This window comes from Rhizobium arsenicireducens, from assembly GCF_964021225.1.
The window spans coordinates 1,250,130-1,266,049 of the sequence record NZ_CAXHYK020000001.1; the positions used below are offsets into that span (position 1 = coordinate 1,250,130).

Here is a 15,920-nt window from a genome sequence, read left to right on the forward strand (position 1 = left end):
GCATGGAACGCCAGCTTGGCGAAAAATCGTTCGTGGCGGCTGCTTTGCAAAGCCGGAGCATGTTCGCATATTTCACAATGTCGCAATACCGTTGGAGTCGATATCGGGTACAACTAGACGGCGCTTCGGTCGCATTTGAATATTTGGGGTAGGAATGGCAGAGACGGTTGGCGCGAAGAGCGAAGTGACGCCGCCCATGAATGGGCTTACCAGTGCCGAAGCGGCGCGCGCGCTGGAACGGTTCGGCGAAAACCGTTTGCCAATCGCCGGCCGCACGCCTTTCATCAAGGTTCTGGCTCTGCAGTTCCTAAGTCCGCTTATCTACATCCTCATGGCGTCCGCAGTCCTGTCAATGTTGATCAGCGAGATCACGGACGCGATGTTCATCGCTGTCGTGCTGATGATCAACGGGATTGTCGGGGCGATCCAGGAGTATTCCGCCGGCAAGTCGGCCGATGCTCTGCGCGCGCTCGAGCAGCCGCATGCCACGGTAATTCGCGACGGTCAGCGACAGGTCATTGATGCGGCCGGCCTCGTTCCGGATGATGTCGTGCTTCTCGAATCCGGCGAGCGTGTGCCCGCCGATATCCGCCTGATCGAGGCGAGCGGGCTGCAATGCGACGAGGCGGCGCATACGGGCGAGTCGCGGGCCGTCTCGAAGGAAGAGGGAGATCCGGTTTTCGCCGGTACGATCGTGACACGGGGGCGCGCGCGCGGTCTGGTTGTCGCCACCGGAAGCCAGACGGAGCTCGGGCGCATCGCCGGCGCGATCCAGGAGCGCTCGACGGCCAAGCCACCACTGATGATCCGCATGGAAGAGTTCACCCGGCTGATCGCGATCGCCGTCGGGGTCGCCATTGCATTCCTGGTCGCGGTCGGGCTTTGGCGCCAGATGGCGCTGGGCGATCTGCTCAACATGTCGATCGGGCTTGCCGTCAGCGCGATCCCGGAGGCGCTGCCGATCGTCATCACCGTGGCGCTCGCGATCAGCATGCGCCGCATGGCCAAGGTCAATGTCATCGTGCGCAACCTGCCGGCGGTCGAATCGCTTGGGTCCTGCACAATGATCGCAACCGACAAGACCGGTACTTTGACGCTCAACGAACTCACTGTGACGGATATCCGGCTGCCCGATGAAAGCCAGTGGTTGCTCGACACCGGAGCAGATCCGACTGCCGGCGGCATCCGCAACGGTGACGGAGACCACAAAGGTCCGAGCCCGGCGGTTCAGCGCCTGCTGCGGGCGGCGGCACTTCCGAACGAGGGGGAACTGGGACCGGGGCGCAACGGCGCCGGCGGATTCGATCCGATGGGGGACACCGTCGACGTCGCGCTGCTGGCCGCGGCCCATAAGGGTGGCGTCAGCAAGCCGGAGCTAATGGAAAGATACCGGCTGGAGAAGCGCATCCCCTATGAGCCGGAACTGAAATATGCGGCTTCCTTCCATGTGGATGCGGACCACTTGCACATATTCGTCAAGGGTGCCCCGGAAATGCTCGCTTCGATGTCCAGCACGATGCAGGTCGGCGACCGGGCGGTGCCGATGGATCACGGGCTCCTGCATCGCCAGATGGATGCGCTGGCGCGCGAGGGACTCAGGGTGCTGGCCTTTGCCGAGGGGCGAATGGCGCGTAACGGCAACGACGATTACGGCCACCACATGCTGATCGATCTGAATTTTCTCGGCCTTGCCGGGATGCAGGATCCGATCCGCCCGGAGGCGTCGGCGGCACTTGCTGCCTGCCGTACCGCCGGCATCGAGGTGGTGGTCATCACGGGCGACGATCCCAGGACCGCGACGGTGATCGCGCGCGAGGCGGGGCTCATTTTCGCACCCGCCGATGTGGCGAGCGGCGAAGATGTGGCGGCGGCGATGGCGACAAGCGAACAGGCGCTCGACGAACTTACACGTCATGTGCGCGTCTTTGCCCGGGTGAAGCCCGACCACAAGCTGGCCATCGTTCGCTCGCTAGCGCGCAACGGCCACTACGTGGCTGTGACGGGCGACGGGGTGAATGATGCGCCGGCGCTGAAGCACGCACATGTCGGCGTTGCCATGGGCCGGACCGGAACGGACGTCGCCAAGGAGAGCGCCGACATTATCCTGATCGATGACAACTTCGCCTCCATCGTCGCCGGCATTCGCGAAGGGCGGGTGGCCTACAGCAATATCCGAAAGGTGGTGTACATGGTCGTGGCGACCGGGTCAGCGGAGGTTCTGATCTTCCTGCTCGCCATGATCCTCGGTACGCCCATGCCGCTGACGGCCGTGCAACTGCTCTGGCTGAATATTGTGACCAACGGCGTACAGGACGTCGCCCTGGTGACCGAACCGGCCGAAGGCGACGAGCTCGAGCGGCCGGTGCGCAAGCCAGAAGAATCGCTGTTCGACCCGTTGATGGTCCGCCGCATCGTGGTTGCGACGCTGGTTATGGGCGGCGGTGGATTCGCGATGTTCTACTGGCTGCTCTCGACCGGCGTCAGCGAATTTACCGCGCGCAATCTTCTGCTCGTGCTCTTCGTGCTGTTCGAGAACTTCCAGTGCATCAACAGCCGCTCCGAGCGGCGGTCGGTCTTTCGCCAGTCGCTCGCCTCCAATCCCTTCCTGCTGGTTGGTATCGTCGCCACGCAGACCTTGCATATAGCGGCCATGTATGTGCCCGGGCTGAACGATCTTCTCGGAATTGCGCCGATCACGCTCAAGGAATGGCTGATCCTTTTGGGGCTGGCGTCCTGCCTACTGCTGGTTAGCGAAGTGGAGAAACTCATCTACCGCCGGCAACTTATGGCAAGACCTTGAAGGCGGACACTGGGGCCGACAATTAAAAAAGGCCGGCGGAAGCGTTCCGCCGGCCTTTTCTGTCTTGTGGGCTTTGCAGTGCTTAGCGTTGCGAGACCGGAAGGTAGTCGCGCTGCGGCGCGCCGGTGTAGAGCTGGCGCGGGCGGCCGATGCGCTGCTGCGGATCCTCGATCATCTCGTTCCACTGGGCGATCCAGCCGACGGTGCGGGCGAGCGCGAAGAGGACGGTGAACATGGTCGTGGGGAAGCCGAGCGCACGAAGCGTGATGCCCGAATAGAAGTCGACGTTCGGGTAGAGCTTCTTTTCCTTGAAGTAGGGATCGTTGAGCGCAATCTTCTCGAGTTCGAGTGCCACCTGCATCAGCGGATCGTCCGATTGGCCCGTCGCTTCCAGCACTTCGTACATGGTCTTCTGCATGATCTTGGCACGCGGATCGTAGTTCTTGTAGACGCGGTGGCCAAAGCCCATCAGGCGGAACGGATCGTTCTTGTCCTTGGCGCGGGCAATGTATTCCGGAATGCGATCGACGGTGCCGATTTCCTGCAGCATGTTCAGGGCTGCTTCGTTGGCGCCGCCGTGGGCTGGGCCCCAGAGGCAGGCAATGCCGGCCGCGATGCAGGCGAACGGGTTGGCGCCCGAGGAGCCGGCAAGACGCACGGTCGAGGTCGAGGCGTTCTGTTCATGGTCGGCATGCAGGATGAAGATGCGGTCCATGGCGCGGGCGAGCACCGCATTGACCTTGTATTCCTCGCAAGGCACGGCGAAGCACATGTGCAGGAAGTTGGCGGCGTAGTCGAGATTGTTCTTCGGGTAAACGAAGGGCTGTCCGATATGGTACTTGAAGGCCATGGCGGCGATCGTGGGCATCTTGGCGATCATGCGCAGCGATGCGACCATGCGCTGGTGCGGATCGGTGATGTCGGTCGAGTCGTGGTAGAAGGCCGAAAGCGCGCCGACCGTGCCGACCATGACGGCCATCGGATGGGCGTCGCGGCGGAAGCCGGTGAAGAACTTGCTCATCTGCTCATGCACCATGGTGTGGTGCGTGACGCGATAGTCGAAGTCCTTCTTCTGCGCAGCGGTCGGCAGTTCGCCGTAGAGCAACAGATAGCAGACCTCGAGGAAATCGCCCTTGTCGGCGAGCTGCTCGATCGGGTAGCCGCGGTGCAGCAGAATGCCTTCGTCGCCATCGATATAGGTAATCTTGGATTCGCAGGACGCCGTAGACGTGAAGCCCGGGTCATAGGTGAAGGCGCCGGTGTGTTTGTAAAGCGCGCCGATATCGACGACTTCCGGACCGATCGTGCCGGCCCGCACGGTCAGATCGACCGTCTTTTCCCCGAGTTTCAAAGTAGCGCTCTTGTCCGTCATGCTAATCCTCCGGAATTGGCGAGAAGGCGTCCGAAAAGGCGCCCTTGGGTGAAACGTAGCCTGTAGCTATATGATACGAACGTTAATGCCAAGCTAGCCAAAGGGCAAATTGTGCATCGCAAAAGCCGTTATGATGTAAAATCAATTAACCTAAATCGATTTAGGGGTTCTGACGGGAAAAGGCTTTCCTGCACACGCATCGCTTGCTAACCTTCGCCTCAAGGCGCCGCCTCGGATTTATTCAGATTCCGCGACGAGGGGGGCGATCCGGGGGGCGGAAAGTGGCGGTGGTCACCGATCGAGGTGCCGGATTGACTGAGGCTGGCGGCGCAGCGCCTCCGGCGATGGCTGATATTGCTCCGGTGAGAGCCGGTATGCACCGCCGTAACGGTACAGCAACAGTCTCATCCCGCCTGCGCGCGGCGATTGCCCATGGCGGCGAACGGTTTGGCGTGGCGCTGGTTCGGGAACGCGATCACGGCCACTTCTTCTACTTCCTACCGGTCTTCCTGGGTGCTGGCGCGGTCATCTGGTTCTGCCTCGGGCATCCACCATCCACGACCGCCCTGGCCCTTCTGTCCACTGTCTTCGGCGGAGGCTGCCTGCTTTCCGCAAGCCGATACCGTTTCGCCGCTCGCCTGCTCGGTGCCGGAGCGCTCCTGCTGGTGGGCATGATGCTGGCCGATCTGGAGGCAAGGCGGGCGGCGACGACGATACTGGATGCCGGCGTAACGACGGTGGTGACGGGCGTGGTCGAGCGGCGGCAGGCCGGCCCGAGGGGTGAATGGCGCTATGTCTTGCGCCTGATATCGACCGCGGAACCACGGCTGAAACGGCCACCCGAGCGGGTAGCGCTTCTGGCGCGGGGCAGCCAGGCTCCGGTATCGCTCGGCCAGACGCTTGTCGGCCGGGCGCGCCTTTCGCCACCGTCGGGACCGGCGTTACCGAGGCTCAACGATTTCGCCTTCGCGAGCTATTTCGACGGCATCGGCGCAGTCGGCTTTTTCCTCGGCGCGCCGCGTGAGTCGAGGGGACAAGCGGACACGAGCGGAGAGACCCTGTGGGAGGCGAGCGACCGATTTCTGTTTGCCATGCGTGACCGGATTGCGACACGTATCCGCGCGGTCATCGGGGGCGATCCCGGCGCATTTGCCGCCGCGATCATCACCGGCGATCGGCGCGCGATGACGAAGGAGTCCACCGAGGCGTTGCGTCTTTCGGGGCTCGCACACATCGTGGCCATCTCCGGCCTCCACATGGCGCTCGCCTCGGGAATATTCTTCATCGGCCTGCGGATGGCGCTCAGCCTTTTTCCTGGCCTGGCCCAAGTCTTTCCGATCAAGAAAATCGCCGCGTCCGGGGCGCTCGTCGCGGCTTTCGCCTATCTTCTCATATCGGGCTTTCAGGTGTCCGCGGTGCGCGCCTTCCTGATGACGGCGATCATGCTGATCGCGGTGCTGTTCGACCGTCCGGCGATCAGCCTGCGCAATCTGTCCGTCGCCGCGATCATCATCATCGCGGTGACGCCGTCTGCCGTGATGGGGCCGGGCTTCCAGATGTCCTTTGCCGCGACCGCGGCTCTGATCGCCGGCTATGCTGCATGGCGCGGCCGCAAGCGCCGGAGCGGGATCAGGCTGGCATTTCCCGGGGTAAGATCGTTCAGTGAAGGCGGCAAGTTCATCGCCGGCACGTTTCTCACCTCATTGATCGGTGGTCTCTCGACCGCCATCTTCGCCATCGCCCATTTCCACCGTCTGGCGCCGCATGGTCTGGAAGCAAACCTCGCGGCAATGCCGCTCGTCTCGATCCTCGTCATGCCCGCCGGTCTCCTGGCTATGCTGTTGATGCCCTTTGGTCTCGATGCGCCCTTCCTTGCCATCATGGGATGGGGGTTGAGATCGGTCCTCGCGATTGCGCATGCGGTGGCCGGCTGGGGCGAGCCGATCGGCTTTGCGCGGATGCCCGCGTGGTTTCTGCCGCTTGCGTCGATCGGCCTTCTTCTGATGACGTTGTTACGGACGCGACTGCGGCATGCCGGCACTGTCTTGCTCGCGGCGGTGATCGCGTTCCTTGCGCGGGGTCCTGCGCCGCCGGCCGCCGATATCCTGATTGCGGAAGACGGTCAGCTTGTCGGCCTGCGCGTGTCGGAGGACAGCATCGCGACCAATCGAGCCCGCCCGCCTCGGTTCATCTTCGATCAGTGGAAGGCAGCGCTCGGAATCGACGAGCATGTGAGACCCGAGGAACGAAGTGTTTCATCGACCGGGCCGCCTCCCGGCTCACCAGACCTCGGCGCAAAAACGGCCGCGAACGGGCCGGTGCCCGGCGCTCCACCGAACAGACGGCAGCCGGTGCAGCGGCGTCAGTGGTCGGAGGCGGAAATCCGGGCGGCGCGCGATCGGATGCAAGAGGCCGTGACCGAGGGCGGGGAAGACCGTTTTATTTGCGAAGGGAAGCTCTGGTGCGTGGCGCGGCTTGATAGCGGTTGGACAATCGCCACCGTGGAAGAGGCCGCTTTTGTCGGCGGCGCCTGCGATGTGGCCGATATCGTGGTATCGGCGCGGCGCGTCGCCTTTTCGTCCTGCCGCTCGGGCGCCCGGCTCCTTACTGCTGAAACAATGCGTCGCAGCGGGGCCGTCGAAATCCATCTGGGACGACGCGAAGCCGGCGAAATGACGCTCACCACATCTTTCGAAGGCCTGACCCGTCCCTGGTCGATCCACCGACGCTACGACTGGCGTAGCGCCAGCTTCGTCCCGGATTCAGAGAGGGAGGGTGTCAACCCGGCCATGCCGGAAGCACAGCCGAGCAGCATGGCAGAGTTAAGTGCGCTCAGTGGTAGCGGCGAATGAGGCCGACCAGCTTGCCCTGGATCTTGACGCGGTCCGGGCCGAAAATGCGGGTCTCGTAAGCCGGGTTCGCCGCTTCGAGTGCGATCGACGCGCCACGGCGGCGGAAACGTTTCAAGGTTGCCTCCTCATCGTCGACCAGGGCGACGATGATATCGCCCGGATTGGCATTGGAGGCGTTGCGGATAATGACCGTGTCGCCATCCAGGATGCCCGCCTCGATCATCGAGTCGCCCTTGACCTCGAGCGCATAATGCTCGCCGGATCCCAGCATTTCGGCGGGAACGGTAATGTCGTGGGTGTTGTTTTGGATCGCCGAGATCGGAACGCCTGCGGCAATACGGCCCATGACGGGGACGCTGACCGAATTCGACGTGTCCTCGACGGGCTTTTGCGCCGCCACGGGCGTCTTGCCCAAGCTGCCTTCGATCACGCTGGGTGAAAAGCCGCGGCGCGGCTGGAGACTCGGCGAATAGGCTTCCGGGAGCTTGATCACCTCGATCGCACGGGCGCGGTTTGGCAGGCGCCGGATGAAGCCGCGCTCCTCAAGGGCGGTGATCAAACGGTGGATGCCCGACTTGGAGGCGAGATCCAGCGCGTCCTTCATTTCGTCGAAGGATGGAGGGACGCCGGATTCCTTCATCCGTTCGTGGATGAAAAGAAGCAGTTCCTGTTGCTTGCGCGTCAGCATGTTGCGGTGCCCCAATTGTGAAACAAATACGGAACATACACTATCTGTTCCAGTTGTGTTCCGCAAGTACCAAAGATCCCTTGAAGTCTGCAGTGCGAATGGTGAATTTTTTGATCACGGCGCTTTGCGTGTACAGGACGCGCTGATCTGGCTCCGGGCGTGGCGAGGCGATAGCGGATCGGCTTGCCATCGAGAGGCAAATGGCGCAAATCATCCCGTCGATGGCGAGTGCCTGACAAGGGGGTATGGGATGTCCGGATTGAACAAAGCGCGAGGCCTCGACCATGTCGTCCTCCCCGTCCACTCGCTGGAGGCGGCGCGCGGTCGGTTGAGCCAGCTCGGCTTCACCGTGGCGGCCGATGCGCGCCATCCGTTCGGCACCGAGAATGCCTGTGTGTTCTTCGCCGACGACACTTATCTCGAGCCGCTCTCCGTCGCCAGCCGTGAGGAATGCGAGGCGGCGGCCAAGGCTGGAAACATGTTCGTGGCGCGCGACCTGGCGTTCCGGTTCCGCAATGGCCCGGAAGGGCTGTCGGCGATCGTCGTCAAGACCGATGATGCCGAGGCCGATCACCGGCGTTTCGCTGCGGCGGGTTTTTCCGGCAGTCCGATTCTGCACTTCGAGCGGGTGTTCAAGATGGCGGACGGATCAGATGTCCTGGGCGGGTTCAAGCTTGCCTTCGCGGCCGACCTGCGGGCGCCCGACTTCTTCCTGTTTGCCTGCGAGCGGGTCAATCCCTTGCCGGCGGACCGCGGCGCGTTGGCGCGGCACGAGAACGGCGCGCTTGGTCTATCGACCGTCGTGCTCGGCGAGGACAATCCGAGCGACTTCCAGTATCTGCTGGAAGAGGTATTCGAGCAGCGCGAAGTCGAGGCCCATTCCTTCGGGCTGTCGCTGCAATCGGCCAATGCCAAGGTCGAGGCGCTGACGCCGGCCGGGCTTGCCGGCTATTTCGGGCTCGAGACAAAGGATTGCGGACGGGGGCTCAAAGGCCGGTTGCTAATCGTCAAGGTTGCCGATATCGGCGTGACAGAGCGGCTGCTCGCTGCTAAGGGCATCGCATTCAGCCGCCACGGCGCGCGTCTGATCGTTCCGCATGAGGCGGGGCAGGGCGTGCCCTTCGTTTTCGAGGAAGTTTGATGAGCAATCCGACCCATTCCGAAGTCGTCGTCGGCGAAGGTACCGCCAAGGTCGTCTTCTCCAATTCCAAGCGATTCTCGCTGATTGCCGGCCCCTGCCAGATGGAAAGCCGCGATCACGCCTTCATGATCGCCGGCCAGCTTTCGGAGATCTGCGGCGAGCTCGGGCTCGGCCTCGTCTACAAGTCGTCCTTCGACAAGGCGAACCGCACTTCTCTTTCTGCAGAGCGCGGGATCGGCCTGGAAAAGGCGATGGAGGTCTTTGCCGATCTCAAGAAGGAATACGGCTTCCCGGTGCTCACCGACGTGCACACCGAAGAGCACTGCCGGCTGGTTGCGCCGACGGTCGACGTTCTGCAGATCCCGGCGTTTCTCTGCCGCCAGACCGATCTTCTGGTGGCCGCTGCCCAGACCGGCCGTGCGATCAACGTCAAGAAAGGCCAGTTCCTCGCCCCTTGGGACATGAAGAACGTCCTCAACAAGATCAATGCCAGCGGCAATGCCAATGTCATGCTGTGTGAGCGCGGCGCATCCTTCGGCTACAACACGCTGGTGTCCGATATGCGCTCGCTGCCGATCATGGCGGCCATGGGCGCGCCGGTGGTGTTTGACGCCACCCACTCCGTCCAGCAGCCGGGCGGCCAGGGCGGCTCTTCCGGTGGCCAGCGCGAGTTCGTCGAGACGCTGGCGCGCGCCGCGGTCGCCGTCGGCGTGGCCGGCCTGTTCATAGAGACCCACCAGGATCCGGACAATGCCCCGTCGGACGGTCCGAACATGGTGCCGATCAGCCAGATGAAGCGCCTGCTGGAAAAGCTGCTGGCCTTCGACGCGATCGCCAAGGCTACCTGACCGCGACTTCAGCGGCAATCCTTCCTTGCAGACGCCGGCCCTTAGGCCGGCGTTTTGCATTGGGACGAATGTCCGCATTGCCTTTTGGCTTCTGTCATGTCGCTGCCATTGTATTTTCCGCATCATCGATTAAGACAGGCCATCCTCAATCCGACCCACTAGCAGGGAGGCTCCCATGACTGCCATCACCGACATTATCGGCCGCGAAATTCTCGACAGCCGCGGCAATCCGACCATTGAGGTCGATGTCTATCTCGAAGACGGCAGCATGGGACGTGCGGCTGTTCCGTCGGGCGCCTCGACAGGCGCGCACGAAGCCGTAGAACTGCGTGACGGCGGCAGCCGCTATCTCGGCAAGGGCGTCGAAAAGGCCGTCGAGGCCGTCAATACCGAGATCTTCGACGCGATCGGCGGTCTCGAAGCCGAGAACCAGATCCAGATCGACAATCTGATGATCGAGCTGGACGGCACGGCGAACAAGTCGCGCCTTGGCGCCAATGCCATCCTCGGCGTTTCGCTGGCCATCGCCAAGGCCGCCGCCGAAGCCACCGGCCTGCCGCTCTATCGCTATGTCGGCGGTCCCAACGCCCATGTGCTTCCCGTGCCGATGATGAACATCATCAACGGTGGCGCCCATGCCGACAATCCGATCGACTTCCAGGAATTCATGATCATGCCGGTCGGCACCGACAACATGCGCGATGCCGTGCGCATGGGTTCGGAAGTCTTCCACACGCTGAAGAAGGAACTGGCGGCCCAGGGCCACAACACCAATGTCGGCGATGAGGGCGGCTTTGCCCCCGGCCTGAAGAGCGCGCCGGAAGCGCTCGACTTCATCATGAAGTCGATCGAGAAGGCCGGCTACCGGCCGGGCGAAGACATCTATCTGGCGCTCGACTGCGCCTCGACCGAGTTCTTCAAGGACGGCAAGTACGTGATGGAGGGCGAGGGTCGCACGCTCGAGCCGGAAGCCATGGCCGACTATCTCGCGGAGCTGGCCGCCAAATATCCGATCATCTCGATCGAGGACGGCATGGCCGAGGACGACTGGGACGGCTGGAAGGCGCTGACCGACAAGATCGGCAATTCGTGCCAGCTGGTCGGCGACGACCTGTTCGTCACCAATTCGGCTCGCTTGCGCGACGGCATCAAGATGGGCGTCGCCAACTCGATCCTCGTCAAGGTCAACCAGATCGGCTCGCTGACGGAAACCCTCGACGCGGTCGAAACGGCACACAAGGCAGGCTACACGGCCGTCATGTCGCATCGTTCGGGCGAAACCGAGGACTCGACGATCGCCGACCTCGCGGTCGCCACCAACTGCGGCCAGATCAAGACCGGCTCGCTGTCGCGCTCGGATCGCCTGGCAAAGTACAACCAGCTGATCCGCATCGAGGAAATGCTCGGTCCCCAGGCTCGCTACGCCGGGACGTCGATCCTGCGCGCCTGATCGCGCTCAATTCGGGAGTTCACAGGCCGCGCTCCGCAAGGGGCGCGGCTTTTTTTGTCGTTGGGTCGTTACGGTCAACGATCGGTTAAGCACTAGTCGATAATTTGAAGCCATAGTTTTGCGTTTCAGGGCACCATCGGCATGTGGACCAGGCACCATAAGAAGAGAAAACTCGGCCAATTCATTCTGCCCGCCGTCACCATCGCGTTTCTTTCCTATTTCGGCTATCATTCGATCCACGGCGACTACGGCCTGCGGGCAGCGCAGGAATTCGAGCGTCAGCGGTTGGCCCGCAGTGGCGAGCTTGCCAAACTGGTCGGCCATCGCCAGCAGTTGGAGCGGCAGGTCGAACTGCTGAGTGACGGCTCGCTCGAGCGCGACATGATCGATGAAAAGGCGCGATATCAACTCAACATGTCGCGGCCGGACGAGATTGTCATTTTTGACGGCGAGCCGAATTAACCGAAATCAGGTTAATTACAAATTCCAGTTTAAATACAAACATTTCCCTTGTATGTGAGCTATGCATTTATGGCATTGCCCGTCGGCGCTTTCTTGCCTATTCTGCTTTTAAACAAAGACCCGAAATAACCCCAGGGAGGGATGAATGGCGCCGCGAAAAGCCGCGACTGCTACCGGTCGCAAGACCCCGGCCAAGCCTGCCAAGAAGGACTTGAGCGAAGGAGCAATTGCCGAATTCGATCGTGACACGGAGCTCAAGGCCTATCGTGAGATGCTGCTGATCCGGCGCTTCGAGGAAAAGGCCGGCCAGCTCTATGGCATGGGCTTCATCGGTGGCTTTTGTCACCTCTATATCGGCCAGGAAGCGGTTGTTGTCGGCATGCAGATGACGCTGAAGGATGGCGACCAGGTCATTACCGGCTACCGTGATCACGGCCATATGCTTGCCTGCGGCATGAGCGCCCGAGGCGTCATGGGTGAGCTGACCGGCCGCCGCGGTGGTCTGTCGAAGGGCAAGGGCGGCTCGATGCACATGTTCTCCAAGGAGAAGAACTTCTACGGCGGCCATGGTATCGTCGGCGCTCAGGTGCCGCTCGGCACGGGTCTGGCGTTTGCCAACAAGTATCGCGGCAATGACCATGTATCGCTGGCCTATTTTGGCGATGGCGCGGCCAACCAGGGCCAGGTCTATGAGAGCTTCAACATGGCTCGTCTGTGGAACCTGCCGGTGATCTACATCATCGAGAACAACCGATACGCCATGGGTACCTCGGTGTCGCGCGCGTCGGCCCAGACGAACTTCGCCCAGCGCGGCGTCTCCTTCAATATTCCGGGCATTCAGGTCGACGGCATGGATGTGCGTGCGGTCAAGGCCGCCGGCGAGCAGGCAGTCGAATATTGCCGCGCCGGCAAGGGGCCGGTCATCCTGGAAATGATGACCTACCGCTATCGCGGCCACTCGATGTCCGACCCGGCCAAGTATCGATCGAAGGATGAAGTGCAGAAGATGCGCTCCGAGCATGACCCAATCGAACAGGTTAAGGCGCGCCTTCTCGAAAAGGGCTGGGCCAGCGAGGACGAGTTGAAGGCGATCGACAAGGATGTGCGCGACATCGTCGCCGACAGTGCCGATTTCGCCCAGGCAGATCCGGAGCCGGATGTGTCCGAACTCTACACCGACATTCTGTTGTAATCGGGGAGGGAACCCATGCCGATCGAAATTCTCATGCCCGCCCTCTCTCCGACAATGGAAGAAGGCACGCTTTCCAAGTGGATCAAGAAGGAAGGCGACGCGGTCAAGTCCGGCGACGTGATCGCCGAAATCGAAACCGACAAGGCGACCATGGAAGTGGAAGCGGTCGATGAAGGCGTTCTTGGCAAGCTGCTGATCGCCGCCGGCACCGAGGGCGTCAAGGTCAACACGCCGATCGCCGTCCTGCTGCAGGATGGCGAAAGCGCTTCTGACCTCGGCGCCGCAAAGCCGACCGAGGCTGCGAAGGCCGACGCCGACACGCCCGCCGCAACCTCCGGCGCCGCCGGCGGCAAGGCCCGCGAGGCCACGGACGAACTTCCCAGTCAGGCCAAGGCTCCGGCCGCCCCCAAGGTCGATGTCGCCGCCGATCCTGACATTCCGGCTGGCACGGAAATGGTGACGATGACGGTGCGCGAGGCGCTGCGCGAGGCTATGGCCGAGGAAATGCGCGCCAACCCCGATGTCTTCATCATGGGTGAGGAAGTCGCCGAATACCAGGGGGCCTACAAAATCACGCAAGGGTTGCTGCAGGAATTCGGGCCCAAGCGCGTGGTCGACACGCCGATCACCGAGCACGGCTTTGCCGGCGTCGGCGTTGGTGCTGCCATGGCCGGCCTTCGCCCGATCGTCGAGTTCATGACCTTCAACTTCGCCATGCAGGCGATCGACCAGATCATCAACTCGGCCGCCAAGACGCTCTACATGTCGGGCGGCCAGATGGGCGCGCCGATCGTGTTCCGCGGCCCGAACGGGGCGGCCGCCCGCGTCGGCGCCCAGCACAGCCAGGATTACGCCTCCTGGTACAGCCATATCCCGGGCCTCAAGGTCGTCCAGCCCTATACGGCGGCCGACGCCAAGGGCCTGTTGAAGGCCGCGATCCGCGATCCGAATCCGGTCATCTTTCTCGAGAACGAGATCCTCTACGGTCACTCGTTCGAAGTGCCGAAGATGGATGATTTCGTCCTGCCGATCGGCAAGGCGCGGGTCCACAAGGTGGGCAAGGATGCCACCATCGTCTCCTTCGGCATCGGCATGACCTATGCGGTCAAGGCCGCCGAGGAACTGGCCAAGGACGGCATCGACGTCGAGATCATCGATCTTCGCACCATCCGGCCGATGGATCTGCCGACGGTGATTGAATCGGTCAAGAAGACGGGCCGCCTGGTCACCGTTGAGGAAGGCTATCCGCAGTCGTCCGTCGGCACGGAAATCGCCACCCGCGTGATGCAGCAGGCCTTCGACTATCTCGATGCGCCGATCCTGACGATCGCCGGCAAGGACGTTCCGATGCCCTATGCCGCCAATCTCGAAAAGCTCGCTCTGCCGAATGTCGGCGAAGTGGTCGAGGCGGTTAAAACCGTCTGCTACAAGTAAGGGGTCGGGCTGATGCCGAAGTCGTCTGTAAAGCAGATCATGCCTGTTTCCGGTTCATGGTTCAGGGTGCTTGGAACGAAAGACAATCCGCTTCTGGAACGAATCGTGTTTTGGGCTTTGCTTAAGACTGAGGAAACCGAGGTGATCGTCGGGGTTCCGCGAGAAGAGATTGGTGTGATCGGCGCCGTTGATGGATGGCTCGAAGACGTTGCTGGTTATATCGAGGTTCCGCCCGAGCGAGTGGCTTGGATAATGGAGCATCCGGAAGAACTTGCGCAGTTTGAACTTGTGTGGGCGGAGGATTAACATGCCGATCAACATCACCATGCCGGCGCTCTCTCCCACGATGGACGAGGGCAATCTGTCCAAGTGGCTGGTCAAGGAAGGCGACAAGGTCAAGTCCGGCGACGTGATCGCCGAGATCGAGACCGACAAGGCGACGATGGAAGTCGAAGCCGTCGATGAGGGAACGGTCGCCAAGCTCGTCGTTGCGGCGGGAACCGAAGGGGTCAAGGTCAATGCCTTGATCGCCATCCTCGCGGCCGACGGCGAAGACGTCGCGGCCGCCGCAGCCGGCGGCGGTTCTGCCTTAGCGGCAAAGGCCGAGGCTGCCCCGGCCAAGGCGGAAGCGTCTCCGGCAAAGGCCGATGCGGCGCCCGCCGTCTCTGCACCGATCACCGACAAGGCACCGGCGCCTTCGACGCCAGCACCCGTCGCCAAGTCCGGCGAGCGCGTGTTCGCCTCGCCGCTTGCCCGTCGTCTTGCCAAAGAGGCCGGCGTCGAACTCTCCGCCGTGTCTGGCTCGGGTCCGCATGGCCGCGTCGTCAAGAGCGACGTCGAGAAGGCCGTTGCCGGTGGTGGCGTCAAGGCTGCTCCGGCCGCATCGACTGCTCCAGGGCTGGCTGCTCCGGCACCGGCCATGGCGAAGGGTGCGTCGGAAGACGCCGTGCTCAAGCTGTTCGAGCCGGGTTCCTACGAGCTCGTGCCGCATGATGGCATGCGCAAGACCATTGCCAAGCGGCTGGTCGAGTCGAAGCAGACCATCCCGCATTTCTACGTCACCGTCGATTGCGAGCTGGATGCACTGCTGGCCCTGCGCGCCCAGTTGAATGACGCAGCCCCGCGCAAGGAAGGGGCCGCGGCCTACAAGCTGTCGGTCAACGACATGATCATCAAGGCGATGGCCATGGCGCTGACGGAGGTGCCCGACGCCAATGTTTCCTGGACGGAGACCAACATGGTCAAGCACCGTCATGCCGATGTCGGCGTCGCCGTGTCGATCCCGGGCGGGCTGATCACGCCGATCATCCGGCATGCGGAACTGAAGACCCTGTCGGCGATCTCCAACGAGATGAAGGACCTCGGCAAGCGCGCCAAGGACCGCAAGCTGAAGCCGGAAGAGTATCAGGGCGGCACCACCTCGGTGTCGAACATGGGCATGATGGGTGTCAAGCATTTCGCCGCCGTCATCAATCCGCCGCATGCGACGATCCTTGCGGTCGGCGCCGGCGAGGAGCGGGTTGTTGTGAAGAACGGCGAGATGAAGATCGCCACGGTCATGTCCGTGACCTTGTCGACCGACCATCGCTGCGTCGATGGCGCGCTCGGGGCCGAACTGCTCGGCGCCTTCAAGCGCTACATCGAAAACCCGATGGGCATGCTCGTCTGATCACGGAGGCGC

General features: G+C 62.5%; 12 protein-coding genes. 10 read left to right on the forward strand and 2 right to left on the reverse strand.

All coding sequences use genetic code 11. The features are described from left to right. Nucleotides 1–154: 154 nt before the first annotated feature. A complete protein-coding gene (locus tag ACWPVA_RS05895; protein WP_454286793.1) occupies nt 155–2,800 on the forward strand; it encodes a cation-translocating P-type ATPase in 2,646 nt (881 codons plus the stop codon). Nucleotides 2,801–2,882: 82 nt separating this feature from the next. Here ACWPVA_RS05895 and gltA read toward each other — a convergent pair whose 3' ends face one another. Then, a complete protein-coding gene (gltA, locus tag ACWPVA_RS05900) occupies nt 2,883–4,172 on the reverse strand; it encodes a citrate synthase (RefSeq protein ID WP_454286794.1) in 1,290 nt (429 codons plus the stop codon). 287 nt (nt 4,173–4,459) lie between these two features. On the opposite strand from gltA, the gene ACWPVA_RS05905 reads away from it, so the two are divergent. Continuing rightward, nucleotides 4,460–7,024 (forward strand): ComEC/Rec2 family competence protein, encoded by a 2,565-nt coding sequence (locus ACWPVA_RS05905; RefSeq protein WP_454286795.1) that lies wholly within the window; start codon nt 4,460–4,462, stop codon nt 7,022–7,024. Here ACWPVA_RS05905 and lexA read toward each other — a convergent pair. Next, nucleotides 7,005–7,712 (reverse strand): transcriptional repressor LexA, encoded by a 708-nt coding sequence (gene lexA, locus ACWPVA_RS05910; protein WP_454286796.1) that lies wholly within the window; start codon nt 7,710–7,712, stop codon nt 7,005–7,007. The genes ACWPVA_RS05905 and lexA overlap by 20 nt on opposite strands. A gap of 250 nt (nt 7,713–7,962) precedes the next feature. Between lexA and ACWPVA_RS05915 the strand changes: the two genes are divergently transcribed. The 8 genes from ACWPVA_RS05915 (at nt 7,963) to ACWPVA_RS05950 (ending at nt 15,908) form a co-directional block, all read left to right on the forward strand. Then, on the forward strand, nt 7,963–8,853 hold the full coding sequence (locus ACWPVA_RS05915; protein WP_454286797.1) for a VOC family protein: 891 nt from the start codon (nt 7,963–7,965) through the stop codon (nt 8,851–8,853). Then, nucleotides 8,853–9,701, forward strand: a complete 849-nt coding sequence (gene kdsA / locus ACWPVA_RS05920; RefSeq protein ID WP_454286798.1) for a 3-deoxy-8-phosphooctulonate synthase — start codon at nt 8,853–8,855, stop codon at nt 9,699–9,701. The genes ACWPVA_RS05915 and kdsA overlap by 1 nt, the downstream gene beginning before the upstream one ends. Before the next feature lie 175 nt (nt 9,702–9,876). Beyond that, nucleotides 9,877–11,151, forward strand: coding sequence for a phosphopyruvate hydratase (gene eno, locus ACWPVA_RS05925; RefSeq protein ID WP_454286799.1), 1,275 nt, complete (start codon nt 9,877–9,879; stop codon nt 11,149–11,151). Nucleotides 11,152–11,292: 141 nt separating this feature from the next. Beyond that, the gene (locus ACWPVA_RS05930; protein ID WP_454286800.1) at nt 11,293–11,613 is read left to right on the forward strand and encodes an FtsB family cell division protein; all 321 of its coding nucleotides are present in this window, start codon (nt 11,293–11,295) and stop codon (nt 11,611–11,613) included. 145 nt (nt 11,614–11,758) lie between these two features. Then, nucleotides 11,759–12,805: a pyruvate dehydrogenase (acetyl-transferring) E1 component subunit alpha gene (gene pdhA / locus ACWPVA_RS05935; protein WP_454286801.1), complete on the forward strand. Its 1,047-nt coding sequence runs from the start codon at nt 11,759–11,761 to the stop codon at nt 12,803–12,805. A gap of 15 nt (nt 12,806–12,820) precedes the next feature. After that, a complete protein-coding gene (locus tag ACWPVA_RS05940; protein ID WP_454286802.1) occupies nt 12,821–14,239 on the forward strand; it encodes a pyruvate dehydrogenase complex E1 component subunit beta in 1,419 nt (472 codons plus the stop codon). A gap of 12 nt (nt 14,240–14,251) precedes the next feature. Continuing rightward, complete coding sequence (locus ACWPVA_RS05945; protein WP_454286803.1) at nt 14,252–14,545, forward strand: hypothetical protein; 294 nt, start codon at nt 14,252–14,254, stop codon at nt 14,543–14,545. Between the two features lies 1 nt (nt 14,546). Then, nucleotides 14,547–15,908 (forward strand): pyruvate dehydrogenase complex dihydrolipoamide acetyltransferase, encoded by a 1,362-nt coding sequence (locus ACWPVA_RS05950; RefSeq protein ID WP_454286804.1) that lies wholly within the window; start codon nt 14,547–14,549, stop codon nt 15,906–15,908. Nucleotides 15,909–15,920 lie beyond the last annotated feature (12 nt).

Bases quoted from the DNA above. Each gene is read 5' to 3' on its own strand.
- ACWPVA_RS05930 (WP_454286800.1), top strand. From the start codon at position 11,293: ATGTGGACCAGGCACCATAAGAAGAGAAAACTCGGCCAATTCATTCTG.
- ACWPVA_RS05895 (WP_454286793.1), top strand. From the start codon at position 155: ATGGCAGAGACGGTTGGCGCGAAGAGCGAAGTGACGCCGCCCATGAAT.
- lexA (WP_454286796.1), bottom strand. From the start codon at position 7,712: ATGCTGACGCGCAAGCAACAGGAACTGCTTCTTTTCATCCACGAACGG.
- pdhA (WP_454286801.1), top strand. From the start codon at position 11,759: ATGGCGCCGCGAAAAGCCGCGACTGCTACCGGTCGCAAGACCCCGGCC.
- ACWPVA_RS05950 (WP_454286804.1), top strand. From the start codon at position 14,547: ATGCCGATCAACATCACCATGCCGGCGCTCTCTCCCACGATGGACGAG.
- ACWPVA_RS05945 (WP_454286803.1), top strand. From the start codon at position 14,252: ATGCCGAAGTCGTCTGTAAAGCAGATCATGCCTGTTTCCGGTTCATGG.
- ACWPVA_RS05940 (WP_454286802.1), top strand. From the start codon at position 12,821: ATGCCGATCGAAATTCTCATGCCCGCCCTCTCTCCGACAATGGAAGAA.
- ACWPVA_RS05915 (WP_454286797.1), top strand. From the start codon at position 7,963: ATGTCCGGATTGAACAAAGCGCGAGGCCTCGACCATGTCGTCCTCCCC.
- eno (WP_454286799.1), top strand. From the start codon at position 9,877: ATGACTGCCATCACCGACATTATCGGCCGCGAAATTCTCGACAGCCGC.
- kdsA (WP_454286798.1), top strand. From the start codon at position 8,853: ATGAGCAATCCGACCCATTCCGAAGTCGTCGTCGGCGAAGGTACCGCC.
- gltA (WP_454286794.1), bottom strand. From the start codon at position 4,172: ATGACGGACAAGAGCGCTACTTTGAAACTCGGGGAAAAGACGGTCGAT.